At 65.9% G+C, this 16,715-nt stretch carries 11 protein-coding genes; 7 read left to right on the top strand and 4 right to left on the bottom strand.

The window, feature by feature from the left end; genetic code table 11:
• Positions 1-2: 2 nt before the first annotated feature.
• Positions 3-1,085 carry an alpha/beta fold hydrolase gene (locus CG471_RS01625; protein ID WP_099230110.1) on the bottom strand — a complete coding sequence of 361 codons (1,083 nt, stop codon included), beginning with the start codon at positions 1,083-1,085 and terminating at the stop codon, positions 3-5.
• A gap of 105 nt (positions 1,086-1,190) precedes the next feature.
• Here CG471_RS01625 and CG471_RS01620 point away from each other — a divergent pair, with 105 nt between their 5' ends.
• Positions 1,191-2,744: a S10 family peptidase gene (locus tag CG471_RS01620; protein ID WP_099230108.1), complete on the top strand. Its 1,554-nt coding sequence runs from the start codon at positions 1,191-1,193 to the stop codon at positions 2,742-2,744.
• A 42-nt stretch (positions 2,745-2,786) separates the two neighbouring features.
• Here the strand turns inward: CG471_RS01620 and CG471_RS01615 are convergent, their stop codons facing one another.
• Complete coding sequence (locus CG471_RS01615) at positions 2,787-4,262, bottom strand: amidohydrolase family protein (protein WP_257211389.1); 1,476 nt, start codon at positions 4,260-4,262, stop codon at positions 2,787-2,789.
• Between the two features lie 294 nt (positions 4,263-4,556).
• Between CG471_RS01615 and CG471_RS01610 the strand changes: the two genes are divergently transcribed.
• On the top strand, positions 4,557-7,484 hold the full coding sequence (locus CG471_RS01610) for a TonB-dependent receptor domain-containing protein (protein ID WP_099230106.1): 2,928 nt from the start codon (positions 4,557-4,559) through the stop codon (positions 7,482-7,484).
• A gap of 73 nt (positions 7,485-7,557) precedes the next feature.
• Entirely contained in the window at positions 7,558-9,204 is a 1,647-nt protein-coding gene (locus CG471_RS01605) for an amidohydrolase family protein (protein ID WP_099230104.1), read from the top strand.
• Positions 9,205-9,330: 126 nt separating this feature from the next.
• Here the strand turns inward: CG471_RS01605 and hutC are convergent, their stop codons facing one another.
• Positions 9,331-10,041 carry a histidine utilization repressor gene (gene hutC, locus CG471_RS01600; protein ID WP_099230102.1) on the bottom strand — a complete coding sequence of 237 codons (711 nt, stop codon included), beginning with the start codon at positions 10,039-10,041 and terminating at the stop codon, positions 9,331-9,333.
• Complete coding sequence (locus CG471_RS01595) at positions 10,038-11,393, bottom strand: formimidoylglutamate deiminase (protein WP_099230199.1); 1,356 nt, start codon at positions 11,391-11,393, stop codon at positions 10,038-10,040. Before CG471_RS01595 ends, hutC begins: the two co-directional genes overlap by 4 nt.
• 96 nt (positions 11,394-11,489) lie before the next feature.
• Here CG471_RS01595 and hutI point away from each other — a divergent pair, with 96 nt between their 5' ends.
• The 4 genes from hutI to hutU are packed head-to-tail and all read left to right on the top strand — an operon-like array spanning position 11,490 to position 16,698.
• Positions 11,490-12,689, top strand: coding sequence for an imidazolonepropionase (gene hutI, locus CG471_RS01590; protein ID WP_180275593.1), 1,200 nt, complete (start codon positions 11,490-11,492; stop codon positions 12,687-12,689).
• Positions 12,686-14,215, top strand: a complete 1,530-nt coding sequence (hutH, locus tag CG471_RS01585; protein WP_099230098.1) for a histidine ammonia-lyase — start codon at positions 12,686-12,688, stop codon at positions 14,213-14,215. Before hutI ends, hutH begins: the two co-directional genes overlap by 4 nt.
• On the top strand, positions 14,212-15,024 hold the full coding sequence (hutG, locus tag CG471_RS01580) for an N-formylglutamate deformylase (RefSeq protein ID WP_099230096.1): 813 nt from the start codon (positions 14,212-14,214) through the stop codon (positions 15,022-15,024). Before hutH ends, hutG begins: the two co-directional genes overlap by 4 nt.
• A gap of 6 nt (positions 15,025-15,030) precedes the next feature.
• On the top strand, positions 15,031-16,698 hold the full coding sequence (gene hutU, locus CG471_RS01575) for a urocanate hydratase (protein ID WP_099230094.1): 1,668 nt from the start codon (positions 15,031-15,033) through the stop codon (positions 16,696-16,698).
• The last annotated feature ends 17 nt before the right edge of the window (positions 16,699-16,715 follow it).

The raw sequence follows: 16,715 nt of genomic DNA, 5'->3' as shown, positions 1-16,715 counted from the left end.
GGTCAGTTACTCCGCGCCAGCAGCGCGACCAGTTCATCCTTCCAGAATTTCGCCCAGGTGTGGGTGCTGTGCCCCCGCGTCTCGGGCGAATAGGGGATCAGCTTGTAACGGGTGGTCTTCAGCCGTTTGGCTGCCGTTTCGGCCATGCCCATTTCCGGCGGATTGATGAAGTCGTCGGAGGAGTTGATCCAGGTCATCGGTGCGCTGATCTTCTCCAGATCGGCGGACGGATCATAATCGCGCGAGGAATCGAGCTGGTAGAGATAATCATTGGCGTCGCGGCTGGCGATGTCGCGATCGAACCGCTCTTTCCAATAGGCGTCGACCGCGTCGCGCGTGGGAAATTGTACCTGCATGTACCAGGCAGCGGCACCGGCAATCTGCGACAGGCTGGATGCCGTGCGCAGACCGAGCAGCGGCTGCGCCTTGTAATTGCCATCCTGCCAGGCGGGATCGGCGCGGATGCCGTCCATCGCCGCCTTGCGCCACATCCGGTTGCGCCCGGCGATCGGCGCCGCCTGGCACGCCATCGGCATCAGCGCACTGGCAAAGCCGGGATGCTTTTCGCCCCAGACGAAGATGTGCATGCAGCCCATCGAGGTGCCGAAGGTCAGCCGCAGATGATCGACCTTGAGCCCGTCGACCAGCATGCGGCGCTGCGCCTCGACCATGTCGTCATAATCATAATGGGGGAAGGCCATGCGCAGGCCGTCGCTGGGCTTGGAGGAATCGCCATGGCCGATATTGTCGGGCAGGATGATGAAATAGCGGCGCACGTCGAGCGGCTGGCCGGGGCCATACAGCTCGTCGGCAAATTGCGGTTGCAGGAATTGCGCGCCTGATCCGCCGGTGCCGTGCAGGATCATCACCGCATTGTCGATCCGCCCCTTGGCGTCGCGATGCGGCGTGCCGATGGTGCGATAATGCATCCGCAGTTCCGGCAGTTTCTCGCCTGAACGAAAGGCGAAATCGCGGATGACATGGTCGCCCTGCTTGACCTGCGCGGCATCGAAGCCCTGCGCCAGCGCCGGCGTGGCGAGCAGCAGTGCGGCAGCGGCGGCGAGCCGGGGCCATCGGTTCTTCATATTCTGGTCCTCCCTTGGAACTTTACGAAGATGACGCATATGCGCATTTGACAGATTTGGTATACGATGTACGGTTCGCCGCAAATGAAGGCAACAGGCAGAGTCATGATATCGAAAAACATCGCATATTCCGCCCTTCCCCTGCTGCTGGCGGCACTGGCCGGGCCGTCGATCGCCGCCGACAAGCCCGCCCCGGCGGAGAAGGAAGAGACGAAGAAGGACGATAGCGCCGTCGCCCCGGTCGAGGAACAGGCGATGCCCAGCCGCGCGTCGGTGACCGTCGCCGGCAAGCTGATCCACTATAGCGCCACGCCCGGCACGCTGACGATCCGCAACGATGCCGGCGAGCCGATCGCGAGCATGTTCTACACCGCCTATGTCGCCGATCGGGCCAAGGGCGCGAAGGAACGCCCCGTCACCTTCCTGTTCAACGGCGGTCCGGGTTCGTCGACCATGTGGCTGCACATCGGCTCCTTTGGCCCCGTCCGGGTGGATACGCCGACGCCCGACACCGCCCGTCCCGCGCCCTTCGGCATCGGCCCCAATCCCGACAGCCTGATCGACCGCAGCGACCTGGTCTTCATCGACGCGGTCGGCACCGGCCTGTCGCGCCCGCTCGGCAAGGCGCAGGGCAAGGATTTCTGGGGCGTCGATCCGGACATCGACGCCTTTGCCAGCGCCATCCAGCGCTATCTGACGATCAACAATCGCTGGAATGCGCCCAAATTCCTGCTCGGCGAAAGCTATGGCACGCTGCGCGCCGCAGGCCTGGTCAACACGTTGCAGGAACGCGGCGTGCAGATGAACGGCGTGGTGCTGCTGTCGTCGATCCTGAACTATGGCATCCGCAATCCAGGCTATGACCAGATCAACGTCACCTATCTGCCCAGCTATGCGGCGACCGCCTGGTATCATAACCGCCTGCCCAACCGGCCGGCGACGCTGGAGCCGTTCCTGAGCGAAGTGCGCGCCTTTGCCCTTGGCCCCTATCTGTCCGCGCTGGCCAAAGGCGACGACCTGCCCGATGGCGAGCGCGATGCGATCGCGACCCAGCTCGCCGCCTATACCGGCCTGTCCAAGGGCTTCATCCTACAGAATAAGCTGCGCATCGATCTCGGCCGGTTCCGCAAGGAGCTGATGCGCGACAGCAGCCGTACCGTCGGCCGGCTGGATTCCCGCTTCGTCGGCATCGATGTCGACGACAGCGCCGCCGACCCCGAATTCGACGCGGCCGACACGTCGATCAGCGGCGCCTATATCGCGGCGCTCAATTCCTATCTGTTCGGCACGCTCGGCTACAAGACGCCGCTCAGCTACCGCCCGAATTTCTACAAGGAGATCAGCCCGGCCTGGGACCAGCGCCATCGCGCGCCGGGCGGCGGCGGCCGGCCGATGCCGGCGGCCGACACCGCGCTGGACCTGGCCCGCGCGATGCGCACCAACAGCCATCTGAAAGTGCTGTCGCTCAACGGCTATTATGACATGGCGACGCCCTTTGCCGGCGCCGAATATGATCTGAAGCACATGCAGCTCGACAAGGCGCTGCAGGCCAATATCAGCTATCGCTATTATGAATCCGGGCACATGATCTACATCCACCCGGAGTCCATGAAGGGCCTGCGCCGCGACCTGCTGGCCTTCTACGACAGCGCCATGTGAGCCATCGGCGCCGCGTCCATGATGATGCGGCGCCGCTTATGCTCAGCGCTCATCCGTGACCACGAACAGGTGCGTCTGCGGCAGGGCCTGAAGATCGACCTCCTTGCCCGCAACGAACAGCCGGCCGAGGCGGCGGATATTATGAATGTCGGCCAGCGGATCGGCATCGAGCAGCAGCAGGTCGGCGATCTTGCCCGGCTCCACCGTGCCCAGATCCTGGAGCCGGCCGGCCGCCCGTGCGCCGTTGCGGGTTGCCGCGACGATCGCCTGCATCGGCGTCATGCCCAGTTCCACCAGCCCTTCGATCGCCAGCAGGCTCCCCTCGCCCGGCTCCTGCTCCGGCGATTTGGGGCTGCGGCGAAACTCGGGCGCATCGCCCAGATAATTGTCGGTCGCGATCGTGACGGGGCATCCGGCCGCGACCAGCCGCTCGGCATTGCGCCGCTCGATCTCCGCATCGTCGCCGCGCATCGTCGCCCGGCGACGCAGTTCGGTGCTGGTCAGCGCGGGCGGCATCTGCGCAATGTCCGCCACCGCCCTGGCGCGCCGGGCGATCTGCTTCTGTCGCACTGCGCCGGTGACCATGTTGGACCGCATCGCGCACAACGTCCCCTTTGACAGGATCAGGGCGATCAGATCGTCGGGATAGTCGCGGCTCAATATCTCGGGATGCTGGATCAGGTCGATCCCCGCCTCGACCGCCAGGCGCAGCCCTTCCGAACTGGTGGCATGGGTTTCGGCCATCTTGCCACGCTTGTGCGCCTCCGCCACGATCACCGCCTGCTGGCGCGGCGAAAAGCCGATCAGTGAGGGCATCATGAAATGGCTGGTGCCGCCATATTTGAGGAAATCGACACCCCGATCGAGATAGGCGCTGACGGCGGCGCGCAATTGTTCCGGCGTCATGTCCATCAGTTCCTCGCCCATGCCCTGGGCCAGCATGTCGTTCCACTGTTCCTGAAACAGGGTCAGGTCGCGATCGCCGGTCAGCGAATAGGTCAGCGAAAATGGGCCGCCCCAGCCCAATATATTGCCCGCCACCAGCATGCGCGCGCCGATCGCCTGGCCGCTGGCGATCCGGTCGCGCACCGCCAGCAGCGGCGGCAGCACGCCATAGCTGTCACGCATGGTGGTGACGCCCGCGCGCAACTGGCGCTGGGCAAATTCGAGCGCCAGTTCCTCGTTCCGGTCGGCATAGCGCGATGAGGTGTCGCGGCGGGCCGGGTTGCCATAGACGGTTGCGTGAACATTGGAGTCGATGAAGCCGGGCAGCAGATAGCGGCCGCGACCATCGACCTGCCTGGCCGAGGCCGGCGCCTTCAGCGTTGCGCCGATCGCTGCGATGCGCCCATCCGCAACGAGCACGTCCTGCCCCGCCTTTGCTGCGCCCCCGGTGCCGTCGATGACGGTTACGTCGCGTATCCAGATTGTTTCAGCCGCAACAATATCGGGCCGGAACAGCCCCAGAGCCGCGCCCGACAGCAGCAGGGCACGAACAATTTTTCTGTTTATTTTCATAACACTAACTCCCCGTTCGACGCTTTTCGCCGGCGACTGCGGACTGACATTTAACTGCAATCTTGACAGCCTCCTGCAGCCTCAGCATGATTAAAGTATACGATATTCAATATACATTGAAGCGGTCAAAGAGCCGCTAAGACAGAGAGAGGAGCTGAACACCCGTCCGGGGGACCGTCAGGCGGTCCGGTACGCAGGAGCCGACATCGGCGCAGCATCCCACATTGCTGCGCATGCAAAATCATAATCTGTGTCGAATGAATTGAATCCTAGCGATTACAAGGGGATAGACCAATGATGACGATCCGACCGGCGGGCCTGTACGGCCGCCGCAATGCCTTTCTGTTGCTGTCGACCATCCTGGCCGGCGCCGCCTTTGGTTCGGTCGCCCATGCCCAGGAGGCACAGGAACACATACAGCCGCCCACCGACATCATCGTCACCGGCTCGCGCCTGGTCCGCACCGATCTGACCGCGCCCAGCCCGATTTCGGTCATGGGCAGCGAGGATGTGAAGCTGTCGGGCAACGTCACGCTGGAAAAGACCCTGAACCAGATGCCGCAGCTGGCATCGGGCAACACCTCCACCGTCAATAATGGCGGCGGGTCGGGCGTGCTGACCGCCAATCTGCGCGGTCTGGGCAACACCCGCACGCTGGTGCTGGTCAATGGCCGCCGCTTCATCCCCGCCGATTCCAGCGGCAATGTCGACCTTGCCTCCATTCCCGACGCCCTGATCAAGCGGGTCGAGATCATCACCGGCGGCGCGTCGGCGGTCTATGGCTCCGATGCGATCGCCGGCGCGGTCAACTTCATCCTCGACGACAAGTTCGAGGGCGTCGAAGCCAGCGCCCAATATGGCATCAGCGACCGCGGCGACGCCGAATCGAAGAAGCTCGACCTGACGTTCGGCACCAGCACCGCCGATGGCCGGGGCAATATCACCCTGTCGGGCAGCTGGACGCGCCAGTCGTCGATCACCCAGAATGATCGTGGTTTCAGCCGCACGCCGCTCGGCGAAGTCAATGGCCAGCTGGTCTATTCGGGTTCGGGCAGCATCCCCGGCACCCGCGTCCCGCTGAGCGCCGCGCAGCGTGCAGCGCTGACCGGCGTCAACCTGACTCCCGGTGGCAGTTGCACGTCGGTCACCGGCATTCGTTTTGGCGAGAACGGCACCGTCCTGCCCTATTGCCAGCCGGAGGACACCTACAACTACGCGCCCTATAATCTGCTGCAGCGCCCGCTCGATCGCTTCAACGTCGCCGCCAACGCCCATTATGAGGTGGCTGACAAGATCACCGCCTATGCCGAGGCCTATTTCGTCAACGCCAAGAATGACATGATCCTGGCGCCCGACAGCTTCACCCCGCTGACGCCCGGCGCCGCCTCCTCGACATTGCTGATCCCCAATTATGCCAGCAATCCGGTGCTGCCCGAAAGCCTGCGCCAGTTCTTCACCAACAATGCCGCCATCTTCGACACCAATGGCGACGGCACGGCGGAAATCGTCGGCGGCGGCCGCCGCGCGGACGAACTGGGCACCCGCAACTATCGCTACGAACGGCAATCCTACCAGATCACCACCGGCCTGCGCGGTGATGTGTCGCTGCTGGGCAGCGACTGGAAGTGGGACGCCTTCTACCAATATATGCGCAACCGCACCGACACCCGGAACGAGGGCCTGATTTCGCAGACCCGCCTGTCGATGGGCCTGGACGCGGTCATCGATTCCTCGGGCAATGTCGTCTGCCGCAACCAGTCGCTGGGCTGCGTGCCGGTGTCGATCCTGGGCCTCAATTCGATCAGCCCGGAAGCCGGCGCCTTCCTGACCCCGGTGCGCGAAAGCCATGACATCTTCACCCGCCAGGTCGCGGGCGCCAGCATCGCCGGCACCCTGTTCGAACTGCCGGCCGGCCCGGTTTCGGTCGCGCTGGGCGCCGAATATCGCAAGGACAAATACACGTTCAGCCCCAGCCCGCTCGACCTGGCCAATGAATATGGCGCGGTGTCGCAAAAGGCGCTGGCCGGTGCCTATGACGTCAAGGAACTGTTCGGCGAACTGCGCATCCCGATCCTCGCGGACATGCCCTTCTTCGACACGCTCGCGATCGAGGGTGCGGCCCGCTATTCGGATTACAGCTCGGTCGGCAAGGTCTTCACCTGGAAACTGGGCGGCGAATATGCCCCGGTCAGCTGGATCCGCATCCGCGGCGCCTATAACAGCGCGATCCGCGCGCCCAATATCGCCGAACTCTATACGGCGGTGACCCGCGGCTATTCCAGCGGCACCGATCCCTGCGCCATCCCGACCTCGGGCGGCGACAATCGCAGCGACGCGCTCAAGAATTTCTGCGTCGCCACCGGCGTACCGGCCGGCGAGATCGCCAACTTCACCCAGGCGACGCTGGGCCTCAACCAGGACAGCGGCGGCAATCCGAACCTGCGCGAGGAAAAGTCGAAGACCTACACGATCGGCGCGGTCATCTCGCCGCCCTTCATCCCGCGCCTCAACATCACGGTCGATTATTTCAACGTGAAGGTCGACGACGCGATCATGACCGTCAACGCGCAGCAGACGATGAACGACTGCTACACGATGATGGATGCCGGCAGCGCCACCTGCCGGGCGATCACGCGCCTGGGCAATGGCCAGCTCGACTATGTCAGCGTGTCGAGCAACAATATCGGCTCGCTCAAGGTCAACGGCATCGATGCGCAGGTCGATTATCGCGTGCCGCTGCCCGGTGCGCTGTCGCTGGGCGACGATGCCAGCCTGTCGCTGCAGGCGATCGCCAGCTGGCTGTTCGAGCGCACGACGCAGGTGCTCGCCACCTCCGCCCCGCAGGATTGCGCCGGCTATTATGGTGCGGGCTGTTCGGTCGGCACCGGCGGCTTCATCACCCCGGACTTCAAGCTGAACCTGGGCGCCACCTATGCCAGCGGCCCCTTGAGCTTCCGCCTGCAGGGCCGGATGATCGGCGACCTGAAACTCTATCCGACCGCGACCAATGTGGTGAAGTCGGTGGCCCCGGTCTGGTATCTCGACACCAGCTTCTCGATCGACGCGACGGAGACCTTCTCCTTCTTCGGCGGCGTCAACAACCTGCTCGACCGGCAGCCGCCGATCCTGGGCACGACCCTGGTCGGCGACGCCAATACCGACGTGTCGCTCTATGACACGCTGGGCCGCCGCTACTTCGTCGGCGCACGAATGAAGTTCTGACCCGTCAGATGGGCGGGCCGGGGCCGTGGCGCTCCGGCCCGCCACTTACAACAGCTATAGAGGAGAGCGTCGCATGGCCGTCCGGTCCCGTCCCATTCTCGCCCTGGCGGCGCTGCTCCTGAGCGGCAGCGCGCTCGCGGCGCCCGAAGCATCCAATGCGCCGGCGGCGAAGACCGCCGATCCCATTCCCGCCCGCAATCAGGGCGCAGGGCCGTTCCAGCGCACGGTGCTGCGCCATGTCTACATGATCGATGGCACCGGCGCGCCGGCGCAGGGGCCGTTCGACATCGTCCTGTCGAACGATCGCATCGCCGAGATCAAGTCGATCGGCGCGCCCGGCGCGATCAATCCCGCGCTGCGCGCCGCGCCCGGCGACCATGAGATCGACCTGGCCGGCGCCTATGTCATGCCCGGCTTCGTCGACGCCCATGTCCATCTCCATTCGCTGAGCGACGCGCAGAAAGTGCCGTCCGACTATATCCTCAAGCTCTGGATGGCGCATGGCATCACCTCCGTGCGCGACCTGGGCAGCGGCCACCCGATCGAGTGGCTGGCCGACATCAAGGCCCGCAGCGCCCGCAACGAGATCGTCGCCCCACGCATCGACATCTACCCGATGTTCCACCAGATACGCGGCCCCGTGAACGACGCCGCCACCGCCCGCGCGGTGATCCAGGAGGCCAAGAAGCGCGGCGCCGACGGCATCAAGTTCATCGGCGGCGCGCCGGAGGATGTGCTCTACGCAGCACTCGACGAGACGAAGAAGCTCGGCCTGCACAGCACCATGCACCACGCCCAGCAACTGGTCGCCTATGCCAATGTGCTGGGCACGTCGGGCGCGGGCCTGGAGAGCATGGAACATTGGTATGGCCTGCCCGAAGCGATGTTCACCGACCAGCGTATCCAGGCCTTTCCCACCGACTTCATCAACAATGACGAGCAGATGCGCTTCGGCGAGGCCGGGCGGCTGTGGGCGCAGGCGGCCGAGCCGGGATCGGACCAGTGGAACAAGGTGATGGACACGCTGCTGGAACGCGGTTTCACCCTGGACCCGACCTTCACCGCCTATCTCACCAGCCGGGACTTCATGCGGATGAGCCGGGCGCAATGGCATGCCGATTACACCCTGCCGGCGCTGTGGGACTATTATCGCCCCAGCCGCACCAATCATGGCGCCTATTGGTTCGACTGGACCACCGAGCATGAAATGGCGTGGAAGGACAATTATCGCCGCTGGATGCGGTTCGTGAATGATTACAAGAACCGGGGCGGCCGCGTCACCGTGGGCAGCGATTCCGGCTATATCTACAATCTCTATGGCTTCGGCTATATTCAGGAGATGGAGTTGCTGCGCGAGGCGGGGTTCAGCCCGCTGGAAGTGATCCACGCCGCCACGCAGGAAGGCGCCCGGCTGCTCGGCCATGAGGACCAGATCGGCACCATCCGGGTCGGCCGCAAGGCCGACCTGGTGGTCATCAAGGGCAACCCGCTGGCCAACATGAAATTGCTGTTCGGCACCGGATCGATCAGGCTCAATGATGCGACCGGCAAGGTCGATCGGGTCGGCGGCGTCGATTACACGATCAAGGACGGCATCATCTATGATGCAAAGGCGTTGCGCGCGGAAATCCGCGCCATGGTCGCCCGGCAGAAGGCCGAGCGCGGCATGCCACCGGGCATCATGACGATCGAGAATGCGGAGGCCTCTACGCTACCATGAGGTCTTCGCAGCGACAGGCAGAAGGCGGCCTTTGAGGCCTGACCGGAGCCTGTCGACGGGCGCTCTTTCCTGTTGCCGACAGCCCTTGTCGGCAGCGGGGAAGAGCGCCGATTTGCCTTTGGCCCGTCAACCGCCCGCCGGCCCGAAGCGGGCCACCATGTCATAGGCGTCAGCCAGGAAGACCTGGCGGACATAGGTGATCGGGTCGCCGCCGCGCCAGGTATGGCGCTCGACGCACAGGCAGGGCGCGCCGGGCGCGATGCCGAGTTGGGCGGCCTCCTCCCGCGTTGCGCCTACCGCCGAAATCCGGTTTTCCGCCTCGGTCCAGGGCACATGCTGCAGCAGCCAGGTGCCCGGCGAGATGCTGTCGAAGTCGCCATCGACGATCGCGGGCACGGCGCGGGTCGCGATCAGGCGATGTTCCACCGCGAGCGGCCGATCATCGGCGCAATGAATGCCATCCAGTTCCAGCAGTTGCGCACCATTGGCCAGAGCCGTTTCCTCGTCGCGCCCGGCAATCGGGCCGCGCACCTGCCGCCGGGTCAGGCGATAGCTGTGCCGCTGGCCGCGCTCGCCGATCTGGACGGCAAGGTCCGGGATATCCAGCACCATCGAATGGACGCGCGGCCGGGCGACGAAGCTGCCCGCCTTCTTGCGCCGTTCGATCAGGCCGGCCGATTGCAGCGCCGACAGCGCCTTGTTCACGGTCATGCGCGAACAGCCATGGGCCTGCATAAGTTCCTGCTCGGTCGGCAGCCGGTCGCCTGGCGCCAGCGTGCCGGCCAGGATGCGGGCCTCGAAATCGGCGCGGATCTTCTCGTGCAGCGGCTGTTTCACGCGGTCAGTTTCTCCAGCGTCCGGCGATAGCGGGTGGCGATGGCGTCGCGGGCGCGATGCCGCCCGCCGCTTACCATCTGCACGCCCCGGCGCCAGACCGTATCGATCGCCTCGCGCCCGGCGCCGAAGATCAGCCCATCCAGCACACGCTCGACCGGGCGATGGGACAGCGAGGGATGATTAAGGTCCAGCGTCACGAAATCTGCCGATGCGCCGACGCGCAGCCCAGCGGAGACACCCAGCGCCTGCGCGCCGCCCGCCACCGCCGAACGGTAAAGGCGATCGCCGGTCGATATGCCTGCGTGGCGCGCCAGCACATTACGCTGCTGCAGGCCAAGACGCTGGCCATATTCCAAAAGTCGCAGTTCCTCTGTGGCATCGATGCGGACATTGGAATCGCTGCCGACACCATAGACGCCGCCAGCGTCGAGGAAGGCCTCCGCTGGAAATAGACCGTCGCCCAGATTGGCCTCGGTAATCGGACAGAGCCCCGCCACCGCGCCGCGGGTTGCCATCGCCCGCGCCTCATCCTCAGTCATATGGGTCGCATGGACCAGGCACCAGCGGTTGCTCACCGGCGCATGATCCAGCAGCCACTCGACCGGCCGCTGGCCGTTCCAGGCAACGCAGTCGGCCACTTCCTTCTGTTGCTCGGCGATATGGATATGAACCGGATTATGGCCCGCGATCCGGGCGAGCAGCGCCAGTTCGTCGGGCGCGACCGCGCGCAGGCTGTGCGGTGCGACGCCGACCACGGCATCGGGCAGGTTTCGTGCTCCCGTGATTGCCGCCTCGCGCAATCGGGCGAAGCCGTCCAGATCATGGATGAAACGCCGCTGGCCCGCGCTCGGCGCCTGCGCGCCGAAACCCGACCAGGCGTAGAAGACCGGTAACAGCGTCAGACCGATGCCGCTTTCCGCCGCCGCCGCCATGATCGCCAGGCTGGTTTCCGCCGGGTTCGCATAGGGCGCGCCGTCCGCGGCGTGATGCAGATAGTGAAATTCGCCGACACGAGTGAAGCCGCTTTCCAGCATCTCGACATAGGCCTGTGCCGCAATCGCCGCGATATCATCCGGGTCCATGCGATCGACGAAGCGATACATGAGGTCGCGCCAGGTCCAGAAACTGTCGCCCGCCGGGCCGCGCACCTCGGTCAGGCCGGCCATCGCCCGCTGAAAGGCATGGCTGTGCAGATTGGCCAGGCCCGGCAACGCGACGGGGTGACGGATATCCTCGGCCTGCGGTGCGGCGCCTTGCTCGATCGATGCGATCGTGCCGTCATGCAGCACCATCCGGACGTCCCGCGCCCACCCCTCCGGCAACAACGCATGGTCGAAAAACAGGGACGTCATGGACTGCAAATCTCCCGGACCGATATAATGTCTATACATTAAATATCGAATCATGCAATCTGGGCGGAAGGCCGTGAAGGGAGGCTGGCGATGACGATGATATGCGACCGGCTATGGACCAATGCCCGGCTGGCGACGATGGCGGGCGACGGGATCGGCGCGATCGAGGACGGCGTGATCGCCGCGCGCGATGGCCGTATCGCCTATGCTGGCGCCCATGTTGAAGCGCCTGCCTTCGCCCCCGCAGAGACGATCGACTGCGCCGGCCGCTGGATCACGCCGGGCTTGATCGACTGCCACACCCATTTGGTCCATGGCGGCGATCGCGCCGCCGAGTTCGAGCTGCGCCTGGCCGGCGCCTCCTATGAGGAAATTGCCCGAGCCGGCGGCGGCATCGTCTCGACCATGCGCGCCACCCGCGCAGCGAGCGAGGCGGAACTGGTCGCCAGCGCCCTGCCTCGGCTCGACGCGCTGATCGCCGAAGGTGCCACCACGGTCGAGGTGAAGTCCGGCTATGGCCTTGATCCCGCCTCCGAGCTGCGGATGCTGCGCGCCGCGCGCCAACTGGGCCGCGAACGGCCGGTGCGGATCGTCACCACCTTCCTGGGCGCCCACGCCCTGCCGCCCGAATATGCCGGCGATGCCGATGCCTATATTGCGATGCTGTGCGACGAATTGCTGCCGACGGTCGCGGCCGAAGGGCTGGCGGACGCGGTCGACGCCTTTTGCGAGGGGATCGGCTTTTCGCCGGCGCAGACCGACCGGCTGTTCAGCGCCGCGCGCGCGCTCGGCCTGCCGGTCAAGCTCCATGCCGAACAGCTTTCCAACCTCCACGGCGCGGCACTCGCCGCCAGCCATGGCGCACTGTCGGCCGATCATCTGGAATATCTGGACGAAGACGGCATCGCCGCCATGGCCCGCGCCGGCACGGTCGCGACCTTGCTGCCCGGCGCTTATTATTTCGTGCGCGAGACGAAGCTGCCGCCGATCGACGGGCTGCGCCGTGCCGGCGTGCCGATCGCGCTGGCGACCGACTGCAACCCCGGCACCTCGCCGCTCACCTCGCTGCTGCTGGTGATGAACATGGGCGCGACCCTATTCCGCCTGACCGTCGACGAATGCCTGGCGGGCGTCACCCGCAATGCCGCGCGTGCGCTCGGTCTATCCGACGAAATCGGCACACTGGAGGTCGGCAAAAGCTGCGACCTTGCCATCTGGGACATAGAGCGCCCCGCCGAACTGGTTTATCGCATGGGGTATAACCCGCTCCATGCCCGCATCTGGAGTGGTCAATGAACGCTATCATCCTCGTCCCCGGCGAAGCCTCGCTGGCCGACTGGCGCGCCATCTATCGCGGCGCGACGGCCCGGCTTGATGGCGCATCCGCGCCGCGCATTGCCGAGAGCGCAGCGGCGGTGGCGCGCATCCTGGCGAAGGGCGAGCCGGTCTATGGCATCAACACCGGCTTCGGCAAGCTGGCGAGCGTGCGGATCGGTGACGAAAACCTGGCCACGCTCCAGCGCAATATCGTGCTGAGCCATGCCGCCGGCACCGGTGCCCCCTCCCCCATCCCGGTCATCCGCCTGATGATGGCGCTGAAGCTCGCCAGCCTGGGCCAGGGCGCGTCGGGCGTGCAGCCGCAGACTGTCGCCCTGCTGGAGGCGATGCTGGTTCAGGGGCTGACACCGGTGGTGCCGGCCCAGGGGTCGGTCGGCGCCAGCGGCGATCTGGCGCCCTTGTCGCACATGGCTGCCGCGATGATCGGTGTCGGCGACATCATACTGGGCGAAGAGCGCCTGCCGGCCGCCGAGGCGCTGGCCCGTGCCGGCCTCGCCCCGCTGGAGCTTGGCCCCAAGGAAGGGCTGGCGCTGCTCAACGGCACCCAATTCTCGACCGCCAATGCGCTCGCCGGCCTGTTCGAGGCGGAGACGCTGTTCCAGGCGGCGCTGGTCACCGGCGCGCTCTCGACCGAGGCGGCCAAGGGCTCCGACACCCCCTTCGACCCGCGCATCCATGCGCTGCGCCGCCATGTCGGGCAGATCGAGACGGCCGATGCGCTGCGCGGCCTGATGGCAGGCAGCGCCATCCGCGCGAGCCATCTGAGCGGCGATGCGCGGGTGCAGGATCCCTATTGCCTGCGCTGCCAGCCGCAGGTGATGGGCGCCGCGCTCGACCTGCTGCGTCAGGCAGCGACCACGCTGGCCATCGAGGCCAATGGCGTGTCCGACAATCCGCTGATCTTCCCGGAAAGCGACGAGGCGCTGTCAGGCGGCAATTTCCATGCCGAGCCGGTCGCCTTCGCTGCCGACATGATCGCGCTCGCCATCTGCGAGATCGGATCGATCGCCGAGCGCCGCATCGCGATGCTGGTCGACCCGGCGCTGAGCGGCTTGCCCGCCTTCCTGACGCCGAAACCCGGTCTCAATTCCGGTTTCATGATCCCGCAGGTGACGGCCGCCGCCTTGGTCTCGGAGAATAAGCAGCGCGCCTATCCGGCCAGCGTGGATTCGATCCCGACCAGCGCCAATCAGGAGGATCATGTCTCCATGGCCGCCCATGGCGCGCGCCGCCTGCTCGACATGGCGGAAAATGCGACCGCAGTGATCGGCATCGAATTGCTGGCGGCGGTGCAGGGCATGGACTTCCACGCCCCGCTCACCTCCAGCACCGCGTTGGAAGCGGCCCGTGCCTGCGTCCGGGATCAGGTACCCCACCTGACCGACGACCGCCATTTCCACCCGGATATGGAGGCAGCCAACCGCATCGTCCGGTCGGGCGCGCTGGTGGCGGCCGCTGGTCACGCCCTGCCGGTGCTGGGATGAACGACTGGCTCGACATCCGGCGAGGCGAGGTGGCGCTGATCGTCGCCTTCCCGCATACCGGGACCGATCTCGCCGATGTCGGCGACGCCTTCCGCTCGCCCTGGATCGCCCGCGCCGATGCGGACTGGTGGGTGGATCAGCTTTACGCCTTCGCTTGCGATCTGGGCGCGACGACGATCCGCACCGCCATTTCGCGCGGCGTCATCGACGTCAATCGCGATCCCTCGGGCGCCTCGCTCTATCCGGGACAGGCAACGACCGAACTCTGCCCGACGACCGATTTCGACGGCGCGCCGCTCTATGCCGGCGCCGTCCCCGACGCGGCCGAGATCGACCGGCGGCGGGCCAACTGGTTCACACCCTATCATGCCGCACTGCAGGCCGAGATCGACCGGCTGCGCGCCCGGCATGACCGGGTCGTTATCTACGACGCCCATTCGATCCGCAGCATTGTGCCGCGCCTGTTCGACGGCGCATTGCCGCAGTTCAACATCGGCACCAATTTCGGCACGACCTGTTCGCCGGACCTAACCGCCCAGGTCGCCCGCCTCTGCGCGGCAAGCGGCATGAGCCATGTCGTCGACGGTCGTTTCCGCGGCGGCTGGACCACGCGCCATTATGGCCGGCCCGAACAGGGCGTGCATGCGATCCAGATGGAACTGGCGATGCGCGGCTATCTCCACGAGCCCGCCGAGCGGACCGAGGCCAGTTGGCCGCCGCCGCTTGACCTGGCCCATGCCGCACCGCTGACCGCCACCCTCACCGCCATCTTGAAGGCCTGCCTCGCCTTCACCCGCCAGGAAGGCTGATCCTCCATGACCCGCATCGACAATAGCCGCATCATCAAGCCCGCCACCGGCACGCAGCTCAGCGCCAAGAGCTGGCTGACCGAAGCGCCGCTGCGCATGCTGATGAACAATCTCCACCCCGATGTCGCCGAGCGGCCCGAGGAACTGGTCGTCTATGGCGGCATCGGCCGCGCCGCGCGCGACTGGGAAAGCTATGACCGGATCGTCGAGACGTTGAAGCGGCTGGAGGACGATCAGACCTTGCTGGTCCAGTCGGGCAAGCCGGTCGGCGTGTTCCGCACCCATCGCGATGCGCCGCGCGTGCTGATCGCCAACTCCAATCTGGTGCCGCACTGGGCCAATTGGGAGCATTTCAACGAACTCGATAAGCGCGGCCTGGCCATGTACGGCCAGATGACCGCGGGTAGCTGGATCTATATCGGCACCCAGGGCATCGTGCAGGGCACCTATGAGACATTCGTCGAGATGGGGCGCCAGCATCATGGCGGCACCCTCAGCGGCAAATGGCTGCTGACGGCGGGCCTGGGCGGCATGGGCGGCGCCCAGCCGCTCGCCGCCGTCATGGCCGGCGCGTCCTGCCTGGCGATCGAATGCCAGCCCAGCCGCATCGAGATGCGCCTGCGCACCGGCTATCTGGATGTCGCGGCCGCGACGATCGAGGAAGCCATGGCGATCATCGAGAAAAGCTGTGCCGACAAGAAGCCCGTTTCGGTCGGCCTGCTCGGCAACGCGGCCGAAATCCTGCCCGACATGTTCGCGCGCGGCATCCGCCCCGACCTGCTTACCGACCAGACCAGCGCCCATGACCCGGTGAATGGCTATCTGCCCGCCGGCTGGACCGTCGCCGAATGGATCGAGCGGCGCGAGCGCGAGCCCGAAGCGGTGGCGAAGGCCGCCAAGGCCAGCATGGCGGTTCATGTCCGCGCCATGCTGGATTTCCAGGCCGCCGGGGTCCCCACCACAGATTACGGCAATAATATCCGCCAGATGGCGAAGGATGAGGGCGTCGACAATGCCTTCGACTTCCCCGGCTTCGTGCCCGCTTATATCCGCCCGCTCTTCTGCCGCGGCATTGGCCCGTTCCGCTGGGCGGCGCTGTCGGGCGATCCGGAGGATATCTACAAGACCGACGCCAAGGTGAAGGAATTGCTGCCCGACAACGCCCATCTCCACAACTGGCTCGACATGGCGCGGGAGAAGATCCACTTCCAGGGCCTGCCCGCCCGCATCTGCTGGGTCGGACTTGGCGATCGCCATCGCCTCGGCCTCGCCTTCAACGAGATGGTGGCGAAGGGCGAACTGAAGGCCCCGGTCGTCATCGGCCGCGACCATCTCGACAGCGGCTCGGTCGCTTCCCCCAATCGCGAGACCGAAGCGATGATGGACGGGTCGGACGCGGTCAGCGACTGGCCGCTGCTCAACGCGCTGCTCAACACCGCGTCGGGTGCGACCTGGGTATCGCTCCACCATGGCGGCGGCGTCGGCATGGGCTATAGCCAGCATAGCGGCATGGTGATCGTTGCCGACGGCACGGCGGAAGCGGCCGCGCGGCTGGAACGGGTGCTGTGGAACGACCCGGCCACCGGCGTGATGCGCCATGCCGATGCGGGCTACGAGATCGCGCGCGACTGTGCCCGTGGCAAGGGACTGGACCTGCCGGGAATATTGGGCTGAGCCGCCGGCTCAGCCCC

The sequence above is a fragment of the Sphingobium sp. IP1 genome, from assembly GCF_002708645.1.
Classification (GTDB): Bacteria; Pseudomonadota; Alphaproteobacteria; order Sphingomonadales; family Sphingomonadaceae; genus Sphingobium; species Sphingobium yanoikuyae.
Note: the sequence above shows the minus strand (reverse complement) of the source record. Positions and strands in the feature narration are given on the sequence as shown.

What these genes read in the sequence shown, in the direction of transcription:
- CG471_RS01625 (WP_099230110.1), bottom strand. Translation starts at nt 1,085, where the DNA reads ATGAAGAACCGATGGCCCCGGCTCGCCGCCGCTGCCGCACTGCTGCTC.
- CG471_RS01620 (WP_099230108.1), top strand. Translation starts at nt 1,191, where the DNA reads ATGATATCGAAAAACATCGCATATTCCGCCCTTCCCCTGCTGCTGGCG.
- CG471_RS01615 (WP_257211389.1), bottom strand. Translation starts at nt 4,262, where the DNA reads ATGAAAATAAACAGAAAAATTGTTCGTGCCCTGCTGCTGTCGGGCGCG.
- CG471_RS01610 (WP_099230106.1), top strand. Translation starts at nt 4,557, where the DNA reads ATGATGACGATCCGACCGGCGGGCCTGTACGGCCGCCGCAATGCCTTT.
- CG471_RS01605 (WP_099230104.1), top strand. Translation starts at nt 7,558, where the DNA reads ATGGCCGTCCGGTCCCGTCCCATTCTCGCCCTGGCGGCGCTGCTCCTG.
- CG471_RS01595 (WP_099230199.1), bottom strand. Translation starts at nt 11,393, where the DNA reads ATGACGTCCCTGTTTTTCGACCATGCGTTGTTGCCGGAGGGGTGGGCG.
- hutI (WP_180275593.1), top strand. Translation starts at nt 11,490, where the DNA reads ATGATATGCGACCGGCTATGGACCAATGCCCGGCTGGCGACGATGGCG.
- hutH (WP_099230098.1), top strand. Translation starts at nt 12,686, where the DNA reads ATGAACGCTATCATCCTCGTCCCCGGCGAAGCCTCGCTGGCCGACTGG.
- hutG (WP_099230096.1), top strand. Translation starts at nt 14,212, where the DNA reads ATGAACGACTGGCTCGACATCCGGCGAGGCGAGGTGGCGCTGATCGTC.
- hutU (WP_099230094.1), top strand. Translation starts at nt 15,031, where the DNA reads ATGACCCGCATCGACAATAGCCGCATCATCAAGCCCGCCACCGGCACG.